Annotated in this window: 13 protein-coding genes; 9 read left to right on the top strand and 4 right to left on the bottom strand. The window is 45.2% G+C overall.

Translation table 11 applies throughout. The annotated features are described in order from the left end of the window. Positions 1-155: 155 nt before the first annotated feature. On the bottom strand, positions 156-1,682 hold the full coding sequence (locus FKN05_RS15645; protein WP_170887925.1) for a YifB family Mg chelatase-like AAA ATPase: 1,527 nt from the start codon (positions 1,680-1,682) through the stop codon (positions 156-158). Positions 1,683-2,155: 473 nt separating this feature from the next. On the opposite strand from FKN05_RS15645, the gene ilvG reads away from it, so the two are divergent. The 6 genes from ilvG to acuI all read left to right on the top strand — a co-directional run bounded on the left by ilvG (position 2,156) and on the right by acuI (position 9,566). Next, positions 2,156-3,802 (top strand): acetolactate synthase 2 catalytic subunit, encoded by a 1,647-nt coding sequence (gene ilvG / locus FKN05_RS15640; RefSeq protein ID WP_170887923.1) that lies wholly within the window; start codon positions 2,156-2,158, stop codon positions 3,800-3,802. 10 nt (positions 3,803-3,812) lie between these two features. After that, positions 3,813-4,097, top strand: coding sequence for an acetolactate synthase 2 small subunit (gene ilvM, locus FKN05_RS15635; RefSeq protein ID WP_099610082.1), 285 nt, complete (start codon positions 3,813-3,815; stop codon positions 4,095-4,097). A gap of 11 nt (positions 4,098-4,108) precedes the next feature. Next, complete coding sequence (gene ilvE, locus FKN05_RS15630; RefSeq protein WP_170887921.1) at positions 4,109-5,047, top strand: branched-chain-amino-acid transaminase; 939 nt, start codon at positions 4,109-4,111, stop codon at positions 5,045-5,047. Positions 5,048-5,061: 14 nt separating this feature from the next. Continuing rightward, positions 5,062-6,903: a dihydroxy-acid dehydratase gene (gene ilvD, locus FKN05_RS15625; protein ID WP_170887919.1), complete on the top strand. Its 1,842-nt coding sequence runs from the start codon at positions 5,062-5,064 to the stop codon at positions 6,901-6,903. A 3-nt stretch (positions 6,904-6,906) separates the two neighbouring features. Continuing rightward, complete coding sequence (gene ilvA / locus FKN05_RS15620) at positions 6,907-8,436, top strand: threonine ammonia-lyase, biosynthetic (protein WP_170887917.1); 1,530 nt, start codon at positions 6,907-6,909, stop codon at positions 8,434-8,436. 149 nt (positions 8,437-8,585) lie between these two features. After that, on the top strand, positions 8,586-9,566 hold the full coding sequence (acuI, locus tag FKN05_RS15615; RefSeq protein ID WP_099610078.1) for an acrylyl-CoA reductase (NADPH): 981 nt from the start codon (positions 8,586-8,588) through the stop codon (positions 9,564-9,566). A 51-nt stretch (positions 9,567-9,617) separates the two neighbouring features. Here acuI and FKN05_RS15610 read toward each other — a convergent pair whose 3' ends face one another. Continuing rightward, positions 9,618-10,556 carry a LysR substrate-binding domain-containing protein gene (locus tag FKN05_RS15610; protein WP_161427846.1) on the bottom strand — a complete coding sequence of 313 codons (939 nt, stop codon included), beginning with the start codon at positions 10,554-10,556 and terminating at the stop codon, positions 9,618-9,620. A 249-nt stretch (positions 10,557-10,805) separates the two neighbouring features. Here FKN05_RS15610 and tusA point away from each other — a divergent pair, with 249 nt between their 5' ends. Further along, positions 10,806-11,054 (top strand): sulfurtransferase TusA, encoded by a 249-nt coding sequence (tusA, locus tag FKN05_RS15605; RefSeq protein ID WP_099610076.1) that lies wholly within the window; start codon positions 10,806-10,808, stop codon positions 11,052-11,054. A 32-nt stretch (positions 11,055-11,086) separates the two neighbouring features. Here the strand turns inward: tusA and FKN05_RS15600 are convergent, their stop codons facing one another. Both FKN05_RS15600 and FKN05_RS15595 read right to left on the bottom strand, forming a co-directional pair. Then, positions 11,087-11,347 (bottom strand): hypothetical protein, encoded by a 261-nt coding sequence (locus FKN05_RS15600; protein WP_099610075.1) that lies wholly within the window; start codon positions 11,345-11,347, stop codon positions 11,087-11,089. Positions 11,348-11,460: 113 nt separating this feature from the next. Further along, the gene (locus FKN05_RS15595; RefSeq protein ID WP_161427844.1) at positions 11,461-12,015 is read right to left on the bottom strand and encodes a TMEM165/GDT1 family protein; all 555 of its coding nucleotides are present in this window, start codon (positions 12,013-12,015) and stop codon (positions 11,461-11,463) included. Positions 12,016-12,432: 417 nt separating this feature from the next. Between FKN05_RS15595 and glyQ the strand changes: the two genes are divergently transcribed. Then, on the top strand, positions 12,433-13,350 hold the full coding sequence (gene glyQ, locus FKN05_RS15590) for a glycine--tRNA ligase subunit alpha (protein ID WP_099610073.1): 918 nt from the start codon (positions 12,433-12,435) through the stop codon (positions 13,348-13,350). A 1-nt stretch (position 13,351) separates the two neighbouring features. After that, the gene (gene glyS, locus FKN05_RS15585) at positions 13,352-15,418 is read left to right on the top strand and encodes a glycine--tRNA ligase subunit beta (protein WP_099610072.1); all 2,067 of its coding nucleotides are present in this window, start codon (positions 13,352-13,354) and stop codon (positions 15,416-15,418) included. Positions 15,419-15,682: the final 264 nt, after the last annotated feature.

The following is a 15,682-nucleotide window of genomic DNA, read 5'->3' as shown; positions in this document are numbered from 1 at the left end:
CTGTTAAGTCAATAAACGAGGGTGTGAATAGTTGATAAAAAAAGGAGCATATTGCTCCTTTTTATCATTAATAAATAGCAATGAACGTAGCCAACCGCTGCAGCTTCAAGTCGGAAGGGGATATACCATCAAAACGATAGCTCTAAACAAACATGTTATAGCACCGCCTGAGCGGATAATTGTTTGAGTAATCGATCCATGGATCGATACCCTAAGGCTTCAGCCAAGTGTGCTCGTTGAATATTTAATTCGCCTTGTAAATCTGCGATGGTTCGGGCCACTTTAATAATTCGATGATAAGCACGTACCGACAACCCCAAACGATGTAAAGCATTTTCTAAAAATTCAGCGTCTGATTGATGCAGGTGGCAGTAGGTGTCTATCTCTCTGCTTTGTAATAGAGCATTGACTTTACCACTTCTTGTAAGCATCCGTTCTCGCGCTAATAAAACACGCTGACGTACTGTCAATGTATCTTCTCCTCGCTCTCCTCCTTGAGATAAGGTTCCTTTCGGTAAAGCCGGGATCTCTATCGACATATCGAATCTATCTAATAACGGCCCGGATAATCGACTCAAATAGCGTAAAATAACCTGAGGATTTACCCGAGCTTGATTACCTTCATAGTAACCGGTCGGGCTTGGATTCAGAGCTCCCACTAACTGAAAACGAGCCGGAAAACGCGTTTTACCTTGTGCCCGAGAAATAATAATCTCTCCTGATTCAAGAGGCTCCCGCAAAGAGTCAAGAACCTTACGTTCAAATTCCGGCATTTCATCTAAAAAAAGCAACCCATTATGGGCTAAAGAAATTTCACCCGGCCGAGGAATCGTTCCTCCGCCCACCAGTGCTGCCATGGAGCTGGAGTGGTGCGGGGAACGAAAAGGCCGTTGCTTCCAATTATATTGGTTAATATCTTGCTCTGTCAGTGAAGCAACCGATGCGGTTTCCATCGCCTCTTCATCACTCATTTCAGGTAATAAATCGCATAAGCGTGATGCTAACATGGTTTTTCCGGTTCCCGGTGGGCCAAGAAATAGGAGATTATGACTCCCAGCCGCAGCGATTTCCAATGCTCGTTTACCTTGCTGCTGGCCAATAATATCTTGCAGATCACGCTGATGATTCAAAGGTTGATGCTGGTTACCACTCTGAAAAAGGGTTAGATTTTTCTGCCCACACAGATCGGCACAAACGTCGAGTAGCGTCTGAGCCGACTTATGCTGCCCTTCATTGACTAATGCGGCTTGATCACCATTGTCCTGCGGCACCACTAAACTACGTTTTGCTTTATTCGCAGCTAACGCCGCTGGTAAAACCCCTTTCACACGCCGAATTTCACCAGATAAAGCCAGCTCGCCAATAAATTCATAACGCTCAAGAAGATTAAGCGGCAATTGTTCTGAGGCGGCCAAAATACCTAAGGCAATCGGCAAATCAAACCGTCCTCCTTCTTTTGGTAAATCAGCTGGTGCTAAATTTACGGTGATTCGTTTGGCGGGAAATTCGAAACGAGAATTAATAATGGCACTACGTACCCGATCGCGCGACTCTTTCACCGTCGTTTCTGGTAGCCCCACCAGGTTAAATCCAGGCATGCCATTGCTAATATGAACTTCAACCGTCACCGCTGGCGCTTGAACCCCTATACTGGCTCGACTGTGGATAATCGCAAGTCCCATCACTTCCCTTAGTGTCAACGATAAAATTGAATGTCCTAAATTAAGAAAACTCAGGTACAAAAAGATATATAGCGATTCAAAACCATAAGAGAATGTGAAAAAAGAATGAGTTTTTGCTTGTCATGTAACAGAGATGTGTGATACCACTAGAGATGAAGACAATTTCTCAGCATAGTACAACAAAATACAAAACAAATATGATGAATTTACGCGCTCACTTTAACTCACTGATTAGCCTGCTTATCGTGGTCATTATTTGGACCGCGCGGGGGCTTGTGGGCGCAAAATAACACACAGATTCAAAAAAACCCCCGCACTGAAAAGTCCGGGGGTTTTTTTATAACCCTAATCAACAGAAAAGCCAGATAGTTTTATTTTTGAACATGACATAACAGGAAGAATGGGGAGCCGCACATGACGTGCATACACAAGATGACTAACGACAACATCCGTTGCCGACAAGGAGGTTTACGATGACAGGAGCACAGCTAGTCGTAGCCGCATTAAAACAGCAAGGAATCAAAACTATTTTTGGTTATCCTGGTGGTGCCATCATGCCGATTTATGATGCGCTGTATGATGGGGGAGTCGAGCATATACTATGCCGCCATGAACAAGGTGCCGCGATGGCGGCCATTGGCATGGCCAGATCAACGCAAGAAGTAGCGGTTTGTATGGCGACCTCGGGCCCAGGAGCCACCAACCTCGTCACCGGACTGGCCGATGCTTTTTTAGATTCCGTTCCGTTGGTTGCCATCACCGGCCAAGTTGCCAGTTCTCATATTGGCACGGATGCTTTCCAAGAGATGGATGTGATTGGTATGTCACTGGCATGTACCAAACACAGCTACCTCGTTACCGATATTCATGAGCTTGCACCCACTTTAGCCGAAGCTTTTGAAGTAGCTAAAACCGGACGTCCTGGGCCTGTGATTGTGGATATTGCTAAAGATGTTCAACTTGGCCAAGCCCCCGTGTCCCTTCTTCCCGATTTTACACCGACCAAGATTCCACAGGTCGATTTGGAACAGTTGAGTAAAGCTCAGCAGCTAATTGCTCAAGCAAAACGTCCCGTTCTCTATGTCGGTGGTGGTGTCCAACTCGCCAAAGCGACCGAGACTGTGCGAAAATTTTTACACCTAAACCCCATGCCCTCAGTCAGCACCTTAAAAGGTCTTGGAACCATTGAACGCAACGATCCACTCTACCTTGGTATGTTAGGTATGCATGGCACGAAAGCAGCCAACTTAGTGGTACAAGAAAGCGATCTTTTGATCGTCGTCGGAGCTCGATTCGATGACCGAGTAACAGGAAAGCTAGACACCTTTGCTCCTCATGCTCAGGTGATCCATATTGATATTGACGCCGCTGAATTTAATAAGTTGCGTTGTGCTAATGCGGCCTTACGCGGTGATATTAACGTTATTTTGCCACAGTTAGAAACCCGCCAAGATCTCACGCCTTGGGAGCATCATAGCGAAAGCCTGCGGCAAGGGTTTAAGTGGCGGTATGACCACCCCGGAGACGCTATTTACGCGCCTCTCCTTTTAAAACAGTTATCCGATATGATGCCAGATTCTGCCATTGTATCGACCGATGTCGGTCAACACCAAATGTGGGCAGCCCAACACATTCAACCCAGAGCACCTCAAAACTTCATTTCTTCAGCGGGGTTAGGCACGATGGGGTTTGGACTTCCCGCCGCGATGGGAGCGGCGGTTGCCCGTCCAGACGATCAATCTATCCTTATTTCTGGTGATGGTTCTTTTATGATGAACGTTCAAGAGCTAGGCACCCTAAAACGCCGCCAGATCCCAGTCAAAATAGTACTGCTGAATAACCAGCGATTAGGCATGGTGCGGCAATGGCAATCTCTCTTTTTCGATGGTCGACACAGTGAAACAATTTTAGATGACAATCCTGATTTCGTAATGCTGGCTCAAGCGTTCGATATTCCGGGTAAAACCATCACCAAAAAAGAAGAAGTTGAACCCGCCCTTAAAGAGATGCTGGCAAGCAAAACTGCCTATTTATTGCATGTTTTGATTGATGAAGAAGAAAACGTCTGGCCACTGGTTCCACCGGGTGCGTCCAACAACGATATGTTAGAAAACACCTAGGAGGCTCACTATGCAAAGATACTTACTAGATATCAAAGCCGATGATAAACCTGTACTGTTGGAACGAGTGCTACGTGTTGTTCGCCATCGTGGATTTATCATTAAACAAGTGGCTGCAACGCAAAATCACGCAAGCCACGTCGCCAGCGTAGAAATTATTGTCGATAGTGATCGGCCAATCACCACATTGACCAATCAAATTGAAAAATTATGGGATGTTCGTTCGGTTGATGTAACCACGATTAGTAGTCATGAACTACCCAACAACAATTTACAACAGAAAATTTGTGCTTAAGGAAGGCAAACATGGCAACAAAAACTGCAGAGTATATTTGGTTCAATGGTGAAATGATGCCATGGGAAAATGCGACCGTTCACGTATTAACCCATGCGATGCACTATGGCACCTCTGTTTTTGAAGGGGTTCGTTGTTATAACACCCCCAAAGGGCCGATCATTTTCCGTCATCGTGAACATGCTCAGCGCTTAGCGGATTCTGCAAAAATCTATCGATTTCCGATTCCTTACTCTATTGATGAAATGATGAAAGCCACGCGTGAAACGCTCCGAATCAATAAGCTCGATAATGCTTATATTCGTCCATTAGCATTTGTAGGCAATGTCGGATTAGGCGTTTGCCCACCTAACAATACAGAGATGGATCTGATCATCGCCGCTTTCCCTTGGGGCGCTTATCTCGGCGAAGAAGCGCTAGAAAATGGCGTTGATGCGATGATCTCCAGTTGGCATCGCGCAGCACCGAACACCATTCCAACAGCGGCAAAAGCTGGAGGCAACTACCTCTCGTCCCTTCTCGTTGGAGGAGAAGCGCGACGTCATGGCTACGCCGAAGGTATTGCCTTAAGCGTGGATGGCTACCTGTCAGAAGGGGCTGGCGAAAATATTTTCGTCATCAAAAATGGCGTGATTCTTACCCCGCCAACGACGAGTTCCATTCTCCCTGGCATCACTCGTGACTCGATTATGACCCTTGCTAAAGAGCAAGGGTATGACGTTCGTGAAGTCAACATCGCTCGTGAAGCCCTTTATCTTGCTGACGAAATATTCATGACCGGTACGGCAGCTGAAATTGTTCCGGTACGTAGCGTTGATAAAATCACCGTTGGAGCAGGTAAACGCGGCCCGATCACCAAGGCAATGCAGGAAGCCTACTTTGGCCTATTTAATGGCACCACGGAAGATAAGTGGGGCTGGTTAGATTATGTATACCCACAAGAGAAGTAAAAGGACGACAAACAATGCCAAAATATAGATCCGCCACCACAACCCATGGACGTAATATGGCTGGTGCCCGCGCATTGTGGCGCGCCACGGGAGTGAAAGAAGAAGACTTCGGCAAACCGATCATTGCGGTCGTGAACTCCTTTACTCAATTTGTTCCCGGTCACGTTCATCTCAAAGATCTCGGCCAACTGGTTGCTCGGGAAATTGAAGCGGCTGGCGGTATTGCCAAAGAATTTAATACCATTGCTGTCGATGATGGTATCGCTATGGGGCATGGCGGTATGCTCTATTCACTGCCTTCACGGGAACTGATCGCCGACTCGGTTGAGTACATGGTCAACGCTCACTGCGCCGATGCCATGGTGTGTATTTCGAACTGTGACAAAATTACTCCGGGAATGTTGATGGCTTCACTACGCCTGAATATTCCGGTTATTTTTGTCTCTGGTGGCCCAATGGAAGCAGGAAAAACCAAGCTTTCTGATCAAATCATCAAACTGGATCTGGTCGATGCCATGATTCAAGGCGCTGACCCCAAAGTCTCTGATGAACAAAGTGAGCAAATTGAGCGCTCCGCTTGCCCGACTTGTGGCTCTTGTTCTGGTATGTTTACCGCCAACTCGATGAACTGCTTAACTGAAGCGCTAGGCCTTTCTCAACCGGGTAATGGTTCATTACTCGCCACACATAAAGATCGCCAACAACTATTCTTAAACGCTGGCCGCCGTATTGTAGAACTGACCAAACGTTACTATGAGCAAGATGACTCATCGGCGTTGCCTCGTAATATTGCCAACAAAGCCGCCTTTGAAAACGCCATGGCATTAGACATTGCAATGGGCGGCTCAACCAATACCGTTCTACACCTACTGGCTGCCGCTCAAGAAGGTGAGGTCGATTTTGATATGACTGATATCGACCGTATGTCACGTCAAATTCCTCATTTATGCAAAGTTGCCCCCTCTACCCAAAAATACCATATGGAAGATGTGCACCGCGCTGGTGGCGTGATGGGTATTCTGGGAGAATTAAATCGAGCAGGGCTACTCAATGCCCAGACCAAAACAGTGTTAGGTTTAACGCTCGAACAACAATTAGCGCAGTATGACATCATGCAAACTCATTCCGATCAGATAAAGGCATTCTACCGTGCAGGGCCAGCTGGCATTCGTACGACACAAGCCTTTTCGCAAGATTGCCGCTGGGAAAGCTTAGATGATGATCGCACCGAAGGCTGTATTCGCAACCAAGCGCACGCCTTTAGCCAAGATGGTGGCTTAGCGGTACTCAAAGGCAATATCGCCTTTGATGGTTGTATTGTGAAAACCGCTGGTGTGGATGAAAGTATTCTGACTTTTACTGGGCCAGCCGTGGTTTTTGAAAGCCAAGAAACGGCGGTTGAAGGCATTCTCGGTGGGCAAGTTAAAGCAGGCGATGTGGTGGTAATTCGCTACGAGGGCCCTAAAGGCGGGCCGGGTATGCAAGAAATGCTTTATCCAACGACCTATCTTAAATCGATGGGATTGGGTAAAGAGTGTGCTCTCCTCACCGATGGGCGTTTTTCTGGCGGCACATCGGGCCTCTCTATTGGCCACGCCTCTCCTGAAGCTGCCAACGGTGGCACTATTGGTTTAGTCAAAACCGGCGATATTATTGCCATCGATATTCCTAATCGAACCATTACCCTGAATGTGACTGACGCTGAACTCGCCGAACGACGCGCGAAGCAAGATCAACAGGGATGGAAACCCAAAAGCCGTCAACGCGAAGTCTCGTTTGCTCTGAAAGCTTACGCCAGTATGGCCACCAGCGCAGACAAAGGGGCAGTACGCGATAAATCTAAGCTTGAGGGGTAATGCATGACTCTCACGAAACAAACGGGCGCAGATTATCTGCGCCAAATTCTCCGTGCTCCAGTTTATGAGGTAGCCCTTGTCACTCCTTTACAAGAGATGACACGATTATCAGCTCGGATCAAAAATCGGGTGCAATTAAAACGAGAAGACCGTCAACCCGTCCACTCGTTTAAACTGCGCGGCGCTTATAATATGGTCGCTAATTTAACCGAAGTACAGAAACAAGCGGGGGTTATCACCGCTTCTGCGGGCAATCATGCTCAAGGTATGGCACTTTCTGGCAGCCGGTTGGGAATAAAACCCACCATTGTGATGCCCAAAACCACCCCAGATATCAAAGTTGAAGCCGTTCGCGGATTTGGTGGCCATGTGGTTTTACATGGCAATAATTTTGATGAAGCAAAAACGGAAGCAGAACGGTTAACGGAGCAACACGGCTATACTTTTGTTCCCCCCTTCGATCACCCACTCGTCATTGCAGGTCAAGGCACCATGGGGATGGAAATGCTGCAACAAAATGGGCACTTAGACTATATTTTTGTCCCAGTTGGTGGCGGTGGTTTAGCCGCAGGCGTTGCCGTGTTAATCAAGCAATTGATGCCTGAAATAAAAGTGATTGCCGTTGAACCCGAAGATTCCGCCTGTTTGAAAGCCGCGTTAGATGCCGGAGAACCGGTCGTGCTAGACCAAGTCAGTATGTTTGCTGATGGGGTTGCGGTAAAACGCATTGGCGATGAAACGTTTCGTTTATGTCAACAATACATTGATGATCACATTACCGTATCCAGTGACGAAATCTGCTCAGCAGTGAAAGATATTTTTGAAGATACCCGAGCAATTGCAGAGCCATCTGGTGCATTGGCGTTAGCAGGTCTAAAAAAGTTTGTTGAAAAACATAATATTGAAGGAAAGCAGTTAGCGACGGTGCTCTCTGGAGCAAATACAAATTTCCATGGTTTACGCTATGTTTCTGAACGCTGTGAACTCGGTGAAAAACGCGAAGGGCTACTCGCCGTAACCATTCCTGAGCGTAAGGGTGCTTTTTTTCAATTCTGCCATATTATTGGTAACCGGGCGGTAACAGAATTTAACTATCGCTATAACGACGATCAACTGGCCAATATTTTTGTTGGGGTGCGATTACTTGGAGGCCAAGATGAGCTAAACACTATCATCAGTGAATTACGCTGTGGTGGCTACCCGGTGATTGACTTGTCTGAGGATGAAATGGCGAAATTACATGTACGATACATGATCGGAGGTAAGCCGTCCAAGCCCCTCAAAGAGCGGTTGTATAGTTTTGAGTTTCCAGAATACCCTGGTGCGCTGCTAAAATTTTTAAGCACCTTGGGTACCCATTGGAATATTAGTCTATTTAATTATCGAAACCATGGGGCGGACTACGGACGAGTTTTATGTGGTTTTGAACTGGAAGAGCATGATCTCTCGCGTTTTTCTGCCCATCTTCGTGAACTGGGCTACCAGTGTAAAGATGAAACGGATAACCCTTCCTACCAATTTTTCTTATCCTAACTCTCTCAATGCCAGTCACCGACTGGCATTTTTACTCTCTAATGCATCATGCGCATAATATCAATGCTAAAGTTTCATTTTAGTCATACCCTATTCAAGACTACACTTAGCAATATATTGTCTTTGCTACGCAAATATTGGAGATCGGAATGTTTAATGCCTTAGTTCTTACCCAACAAGAAAAACGTACCCTTGCCACCATTGAACAACTTGATGAGTGTCAATTGCCGGAAGGAGAGGTTTTAGTGGCGGTGGACTACTCCTCCCTCAACTACAAAGATGGCTTAGCCATTACAGGTAAAGGTAAAATCATTCGTCAATTTCCCATGGTTCCGGGAATCGATCTGGCGGGAACCGTACTTGAATCACAAGATCCTCGTTATCAAACGGGTGATCAGGTGGTACTCACTGGCTGGGGTGTCGGTGAAAACCACTGGGGCGGTATGGCGCAAAAAGCTCGCCTAAAAGCAGACTGGTTAGTTCCATTAGCCCAAGGTCTTAGTAGCAAAAAATCCATGATGATTGGAACTGCAGGCTTTACCGCTATGCTCTGCGTACAAGCCTTACTCGATGCCAATATCAAACCAGATCAAGGAGAGATTCTTGTTACCGGAGCCAGTGGTGGGGTCGGTTCTGTTGCCGTCACGCTATTGGCAAATTTAGGCTACCATGTTGCCGCTGTGACAGGACGAGTAGCAGAAAATGGCCCTCTACTTGAAAAGCTCGGTGCTAAACGCATTATTGACCGTTCAGAGTTTGAACAACCCGCTCGTCCGTTAGAAAAACAGATCTGGGCCGGAGCTATTGATACCGTCGGTAGCAAGATATTAGCAAAAGTGTTAGCACAAATGGACTACAACAGTACCGTTGCAGCTTGTGGTTTAGCCGGTGGCTTTGATTTACCCACAACCGTCATGCCGTTCATTTTACGTAATGTTCGCCTGCAAGGAGTTGATTCCGTTGCTTGCCCAGCAGAGAAAAGAATCGCAGCATGGAACAACCTAGCGAAACTTTTACCGGACTACTACTTCGAACAAGCCAGTCATGAAATAACGCTTGAGCAAGCCCCCCAGTACGCGGAAGCCATTACCAATGGACAAATTACTGGCCGCGTTGTGATTAAATTATAAGCCAGCTTTCACCACAAATTACGGGGCTCGAATGTTAATTCTTGCCCCATATTAAAGTTTCATTTCTTCAACACGCTTAGCTATCAAGCGACTACATTCTTGCTTCACAATATCTCTTATCCATGCCTGAGCTGGGGCATGTTCACAACGGGGATGCCAAATCAAAGAGTAATCAAACGGAGTAAATTGAAACGGTAATGGTTTAACCACTAAGTCATAACGTTCTGCAACTAAGAATGCTAGATCGGCTGGAACGGTAATAATTAAAGGCATACTATCGACAATCGCCAAAGCGGATTCCAAATGGTAAGCACGGAGTACCATCTTGCGTTTAGGGTACTCAACAAGAGCTTGCTCAATCAAAGCCTTTACTCCATCACTGATTGCAATCATGGCATGTGGATACGCCAAATAATCACTTAACTGCATAGACTGGTAAGCTAAAGGATGAAGCTTTGAAAGCAAACACAGCACACCGACTCGACCAAGAATCTCACTCTGTAACGGTGCCACCGAAGTCGTTGGTCGACAAATCGCAAAATCCACCCCTTCATGGGTCAGTTGATCGATTAATCGATTATGATGCAGAGGCTGAAACTCAAGGGAAACCTTCGGTGCCTCTTGATAAATTCGGGGTAATGCAAAAGGGAGAATTGTCTGTATTGCATAATCCGTTGTTGCAATGGTAAAACGCTGCTCACACAACAAAGGTTCAAATTCTACAGGCGAAAGAATTTGTCTAAGCACTTCGAGCGGACGATCGACCGCGTGATAAATAGTGAGCGCTTTTTCTGTCGGAACTAGGTACTGTCCCTGACGAGTTAAAAGAGGATCGTCCAGCATATCCCTTAACCGACCAAGAACTCGGCTCATTGCCGATTGGCTAAGACTTAATCGATGCGCCGCTTTACTCACGCTACCTTCATCAATTAATACCCGTAAAGCAACAAGTAAATTTAAGTCTCGTCGGTAAACCTCTTCTAATTCCACAGATGCCACCTTCCCAATAGTAAATAAAGGCTAGTGTACGGAAATAAGAAAAAAAATCCCGCCTTTCAGCGGGGAAGCCCAAGAAAACCTAGGGATAATGTCGGAATCATACTCGGTGTTGCAGGGCAGGATGTTAACCAATTGTTAATTGCAATATGGTATTTTAATCTCTTTGCCAAGGGGTTATTGAATATTTTTTATTCGCCAGTATTATCTAGCCCTTAATTGTCATATATCTTAGGCTCAACGATGAATTTTGATCCTGAATTAGCCACGCTAACATTAGAGGCACAAGGATTACGCTGCCCAGAACCAGTCATGATGGTCAGGAAGACAATTCGTAATATGCAGGACGGGGAAACCTTGCTCATCACAGCTGATGACCCTTCGACAACTCGCGACATACCTAGTTTTTGTCGCTTTATGGATCACCAACTACTTGCGGCGCAAATCGAAACTTTACCCTATCAGTATTTGATTAAAAAAGGCATGGCTTAGCACAATAAAGGCAGCATAACGCTGCCTTTTCACTACTCTTGATACTCAATAGAACGAATATCCGTTTGTAATTTTTTCAGTTGTTGCTGTACCGTTCTTAGCTCGTCGTGCAATGGGATAATGTAAGCAACTCGAATCCAAGCTTCTACCGTTAACCCAACCATAATAATGGCACCAATCACCATGGGTAGCCACATATTGGTCAACGCCATTCCGAGTAAAGTTAAGACAAAACCAAAAGAGAATAAGTAGCTCTGACTTTTGGCGCTCATTCCTATATAACGTGTCAACATAAATGCGCCCCTCTTTCACAACAGATATTAATAACACTAGCACGACTCATATGACACGAATATGGCAGATATCACGCTCTCATCAGCTTTTGTTGTAGAGCGTGATCCAGTACCTAAAATAATGCGGCACCAATGGCCAAGGTAAAGAAAAGAATCGCCGTTATTTTACGGATCAAGCCTAACGGTATCTTATCTGCTGACAACTTACCAATCACCACTACTGGAGCATTAGCCAATAACATGCCTATCGTTGTACCCACCACAACCCAAGCTAACGCATCTGCATACTGCGCCCCTAAAATTGAAGTAGCAATTTGGGTTTTATCGCCAATCTCTGCAATAAAAAAAGCAATAAAACTGGCAATAAATGGCCCTCGATTAGAGAGGTTTTCATCATCATCCAATTTATCAGGAATCAATACCCATATAGCCATAAGCAAGAAGCTCACCACCACCACCCACTTTAAATACTCAGGAGCAAGATAATCTGCCACAACCACGCCCAACCACGCCGCTAAAGCATGGTTAACAACAGTCGCTAAAAAAATAGCCATAATAATAGGTATGGGCTTTCGATATCGGCTAGCAAGTAACAAAGACAGCAATTGGGTTTTATCCCCAATTTCGGCCAAAGCAACACTAGTAATTGAAATAACTAAAACACTCACGACAGGCTCATTGGGGCGGGATTATTATATAACCATAGACAAACACGACGCCCCACCCCGGTTCGTAATGTTTGTCTAAGGTCTTGCTAAACTCAAAGAGATTTCAAGTCTCGAACGCCACGGTGATTGAGCACCAATTATGTTGACGAACGAACCGAACAACACACATTGGTTAATCGGTAAGCTACTCCCCAAAGACAGAGGAATTCTATCCAGCTTCGCGAACAATCTCAACGAATAAATCTTAAAACCACCCTTGATAAGCTGGTTTATATACCGCAATAGACTAAAACTTAGCTAAAAATCATTTCTGGTGATTAATTCATCAACATTACCCCTACTTTGTCAGAGAATAACTCGGTATACTTGATTGTTATTTTTTATCAATTCAGACAAAAGAATCGCGCGAACCTGACTATGCAAAAATACGATATCAAAACCTTTCAGGGTATGATCCTCGCGCTGCAGGATTATTGGGCCCAACAAGGCTGTACCATTGTGCAACCATTAGATATGGAAGTAGGCGCAGGCACCTCTCATCCAATGACATGCCTGCGTGCGCTTGGCCCCGAGCCAATGGCGACCGCTTATGTTCAACCTTCCCGTCGCCCAACTGATGGTCGCTATGGTGAGAACCCTAACCGTCTGCAGCACTACTATCAATTTCAGGTGGTTATCAAACCCTCACCAGACAACATTCAAGAACTGTATTTAGGCTCACTAAAAGTACTCGGTATTGATCCACAAGTTCACGATATTCGTTTTGTGGAAGATAACTGGGAAAACCCAACTCTCGGCGCTTGGGGCCTAGGTTGGGAAGTTTGGCTAAATGGTATGGAAGTGACTCAATTTACCTACTTCCAACAAGTTGGTGGTCTTGAATGTAAACCCGTTACCGGTGAAATTACTTATGGAATTGAACGCTTAGCCATGTACATTCAAGGCGTTGATTCTGTATATGATTTAGTTTGGACAGACGGCCCACTAGGTAAAGTCAGCTACGGTGACATCTTCCACCAAAATGAAGTTGAGCAGTCCACTTATAACTTTGAACATGCCGATGTTGACTTCCTATTCACTTTCTTCGACCAATGTGAAAAAGAGTGTAACCAGCTACTAGAACTTGAAAAACCGCTCTCTTTGCCAGCTTATGAGCGCATCCTAAAAGCGGCTCATGCGTTTAACCTCTTGGATGCACGTAAGGCGATTTCGGTAACGGAACGTCAACGTTACATTCTACGTATTCGCAACCTAACCAAAGCCGTGGCAGAAGCCTATTACGCCTCTCGTGAAGCGTTAGGCTTCCCTATGTGTAAAAAGGGTGAGGACAAATAACATGGCAAAAGAATTTCTTATTGAGCTAGGCACAGAAGAGCTGCCACCAAAACAACTACGTACACTTGCAGAAGCATTTGCTGCCAATTTTTCTGCAGAATTAACCGCTGCAGATCTGGAATACCAAGATCTAAAATGGTTTGCGACCCCGCGTCGTTTAGCGCTAAAAATCACTCAACTAGCAGAAAAACAAGCAGATAAAGTTGTTGAGAAGCGAGGCCCCGCAATTTCTGTGGCCTTTGACGCAGAAGGAAACCCAACCAAAGCCGCACAAGGCTGGGCGCGAAGTAATGGGATTACCGTTGAACAAGCAGAACGATTAAAAACCGCTCAAGGTGAATGGTTGCTTTTCAAACAAGACGTTAAAGGCCAAGCAACTAAACAAATTATTGTTGAATTGGTGACCAAAGCATTAGCGAGCTTACCTATCGCAAAACCGATGCGTTGGGGAGACAAAGACACTCAATTTATTCGCCCGGTAAAAACACTGACTATTTTACTCGGTGATGAACTGATTGAAGGCGAAATTTTAGGCGTTCCATCCGCTCGAACCATTCGTGGTCACCGCTTTATGGGTGAAGCCGAATTTACTATTGATAATGCAGCACAATACCCGGCTATCTTAGAAGAGCGAGGTAAGGTCATCGCCGATTATGATGTTCGTAAAGCAACCATCATCGCTAACGCTCAAAAAGCCGCACAGCAAGTAGGTGGAAAAGCTGACCTAGAAGATGAGTTAGTTGAAGAGGTGACTGCTTTGGTCGAATGGCCCGTTGTACTTACGGCAAAATTTGAAGAAAAGTTCTTGAAAGTCCCCTCTGAAGCCTTGGTTTACACCATGAAAGGCGATCAAAAATACTTCCCCGTCTATGATGCCAATAAGAACCTGCTACCTCACTTTATCTTTGTTTCAAATATTGAATCAAAAGAACCTCGGCACGTGATTGAAGGTAACGAAAAAGTCGTTCGACCTCGCTTAGCTGATGCCGAGTTTTTCTTCAATACTGACTTAAAAAGTAAGTTAGTGGATCGTCTTCCTCAACTTGAAACAGCTATATTCCAACAACAACTTGGTACCATTAAAGATAAGACAGACCGTATTACAGTACTTGCCGGTTATATTGCCGAGCAAATTGATGCCGATGTCGAAAAGTCCAAGCGAGCAGGCCTTTTAGCAAAATGTGACCTAATGACCTCTATGGTCTTTGAATTTACCGATACTCAAGGCGTAATGGGTATGCATTATGCAAGGCATGATGGAGAAGCCGAAGAAGTCGCAGTTGCACTCAACGAACAGTATATGCCTCGCTTTGCAGGAGATGAACTCCCAGCAAATGGCGTGTCTGCAGCTGTCGCTATTGCGGATAAATTGGATACTATCGTTGGTATCTTTGGTATTGGCCAAGCCCCCAAAGGGAGCGATCCTTTCGCATTACGCCGAGCCTCATTAGGTATCTTGCGTATCATCGTTGAATATGGCTACCAACTTGATTTAGTTGATCTTGTCGCAAAAGCAAAATCTTTATTTGGTGATCGACTCACCAATGCCCAAGTTGAGCAAGATGTTGTTGAATTTATGCTTGGCCGTTTCCGAGCTTGGTACCAAGATGAAGGTTTCAGCGTGGATATCATCCAAGCCGTGTTAGCTCGTCATCCAACTAAACCCGCAGATTTTGACCAACGAGTCAAAGCGGTCTCTCATTTCCGTGAACTAGAAGCCGCAGAAGCATTGGCAGCAGCAAACAAACGAGTCGGAAATATATTAGCTAAATTTGATGGTGAATTAGCCACTGAGATTGATCTTGCACTTCTACAGGAAGCAGCAGAAAAAACCTTGGCTGAAAGTGTCGAAGTCATGAGTGAAGCATTAGAGCCAGCGTTTGCCACCGGTAATTATCAACAAGCATTAAGCAAATTAGCAGAGCTACGTGAGCCTGTAGATGCTTTCTTCGATAACGTAATGGTCATGGCCGATGATGAAGCTTTGAAGAAAAACCGCTTAACCTTACTAAATAATCTACGCAATCTCTTCCTACAGATTGCTGATATATCATTACTGCAAAAATAAGCCATATCACCCATAACTTATAAGGGGCGTACTAATTGCGCCCCTTATTCCTACCTTTTATATGCTCGATATTGCCGATCACTTTCATAATACCAATCTAAATATGATCTAATTAAGGCTATTTAACTACTATCGTGATTCATCATGAATAGCCTTAATAATATCAACTTTAAAAAGCTCGCCAGTCAGCAAAAATCCATTCAGATGAAAATGAGATTACTGGCTCTTGCTCATTTCAAAGATGGACAATCTCGAACACAAATT

Origin of the sequence: Vibrio sp. 1-1(7), from assembly GCF_013048485.1 — a bacterium.
In the GTDB taxonomy this organism is placed as follows: Bacteria; Pseudomonadota; Gammaproteobacteria; order Enterobacterales; family Vibrionaceae; genus Vibrio; species Vibrio fujianensis.
Note: the sequence above shows the minus strand (reverse complement) of the source record. Positions and strands in the feature narration are given on the sequence as shown.

Coding starts and splice junctions, on each gene's coding strand:
- FKN05_RS15645 (WP_170887925.1), bottom strand. CDS start 1,682: ATGGGACTTGCGATTATCCACAGTCGAGCCAGTATAGGGGTTCAAGCG.
- ilvG (WP_170887923.1), top strand. CDS start 2,156: ATGACAGGAGCACAGCTAGTCGTAGCCGCATTAAAACAGCAAGGAATC.
- ilvM (WP_099610082.1), top strand. CDS start 3,813: ATGCAAAGATACTTACTAGATATCAAAGCCGATGATAAACCTGTACTG.
- ilvE (WP_170887921.1), top strand. CDS start 4,109: ATGGCAACAAAAACTGCAGAGTATATTTGGTTCAATGGTGAAATGATG.
- ilvD (WP_170887919.1), top strand. CDS start 5,062: ATGCCAAAATATAGATCCGCCACCACAACCCATGGACGTAATATGGCT.
- ilvA (WP_170887917.1), top strand. CDS start 6,907: ATGACTCTCACGAAACAAACGGGCGCAGATTATCTGCGCCAAATTCTC.
- acuI (WP_099610078.1), top strand. CDS start 8,586: ATGTTTAATGCCTTAGTTCTTACCCAACAAGAAAAACGTACCCTTGCC.
- tusA (WP_099610076.1), top strand. CDS start 10,806: ATGAATTTTGATCCTGAATTAGCCACGCTAACATTAGAGGCACAAGGA.
- FKN05_RS15600 (WP_099610075.1), bottom strand. CDS start 11,347: ATGTTGACACGTTATATAGGAATGAGCGCCAAAAGTCAGAGCTACTTA.
- glyQ (WP_099610073.1), top strand. CDS start 12,433: ATGCAAAAATACGATATCAAAACCTTTCAGGGTATGATCCTCGCGCTG.
- glyS (WP_099610072.1), top strand. CDS start 13,352: ATGGCAAAAGAATTTCTTATTGAGCTAGGCACAGAAGAGCTGCCACCA.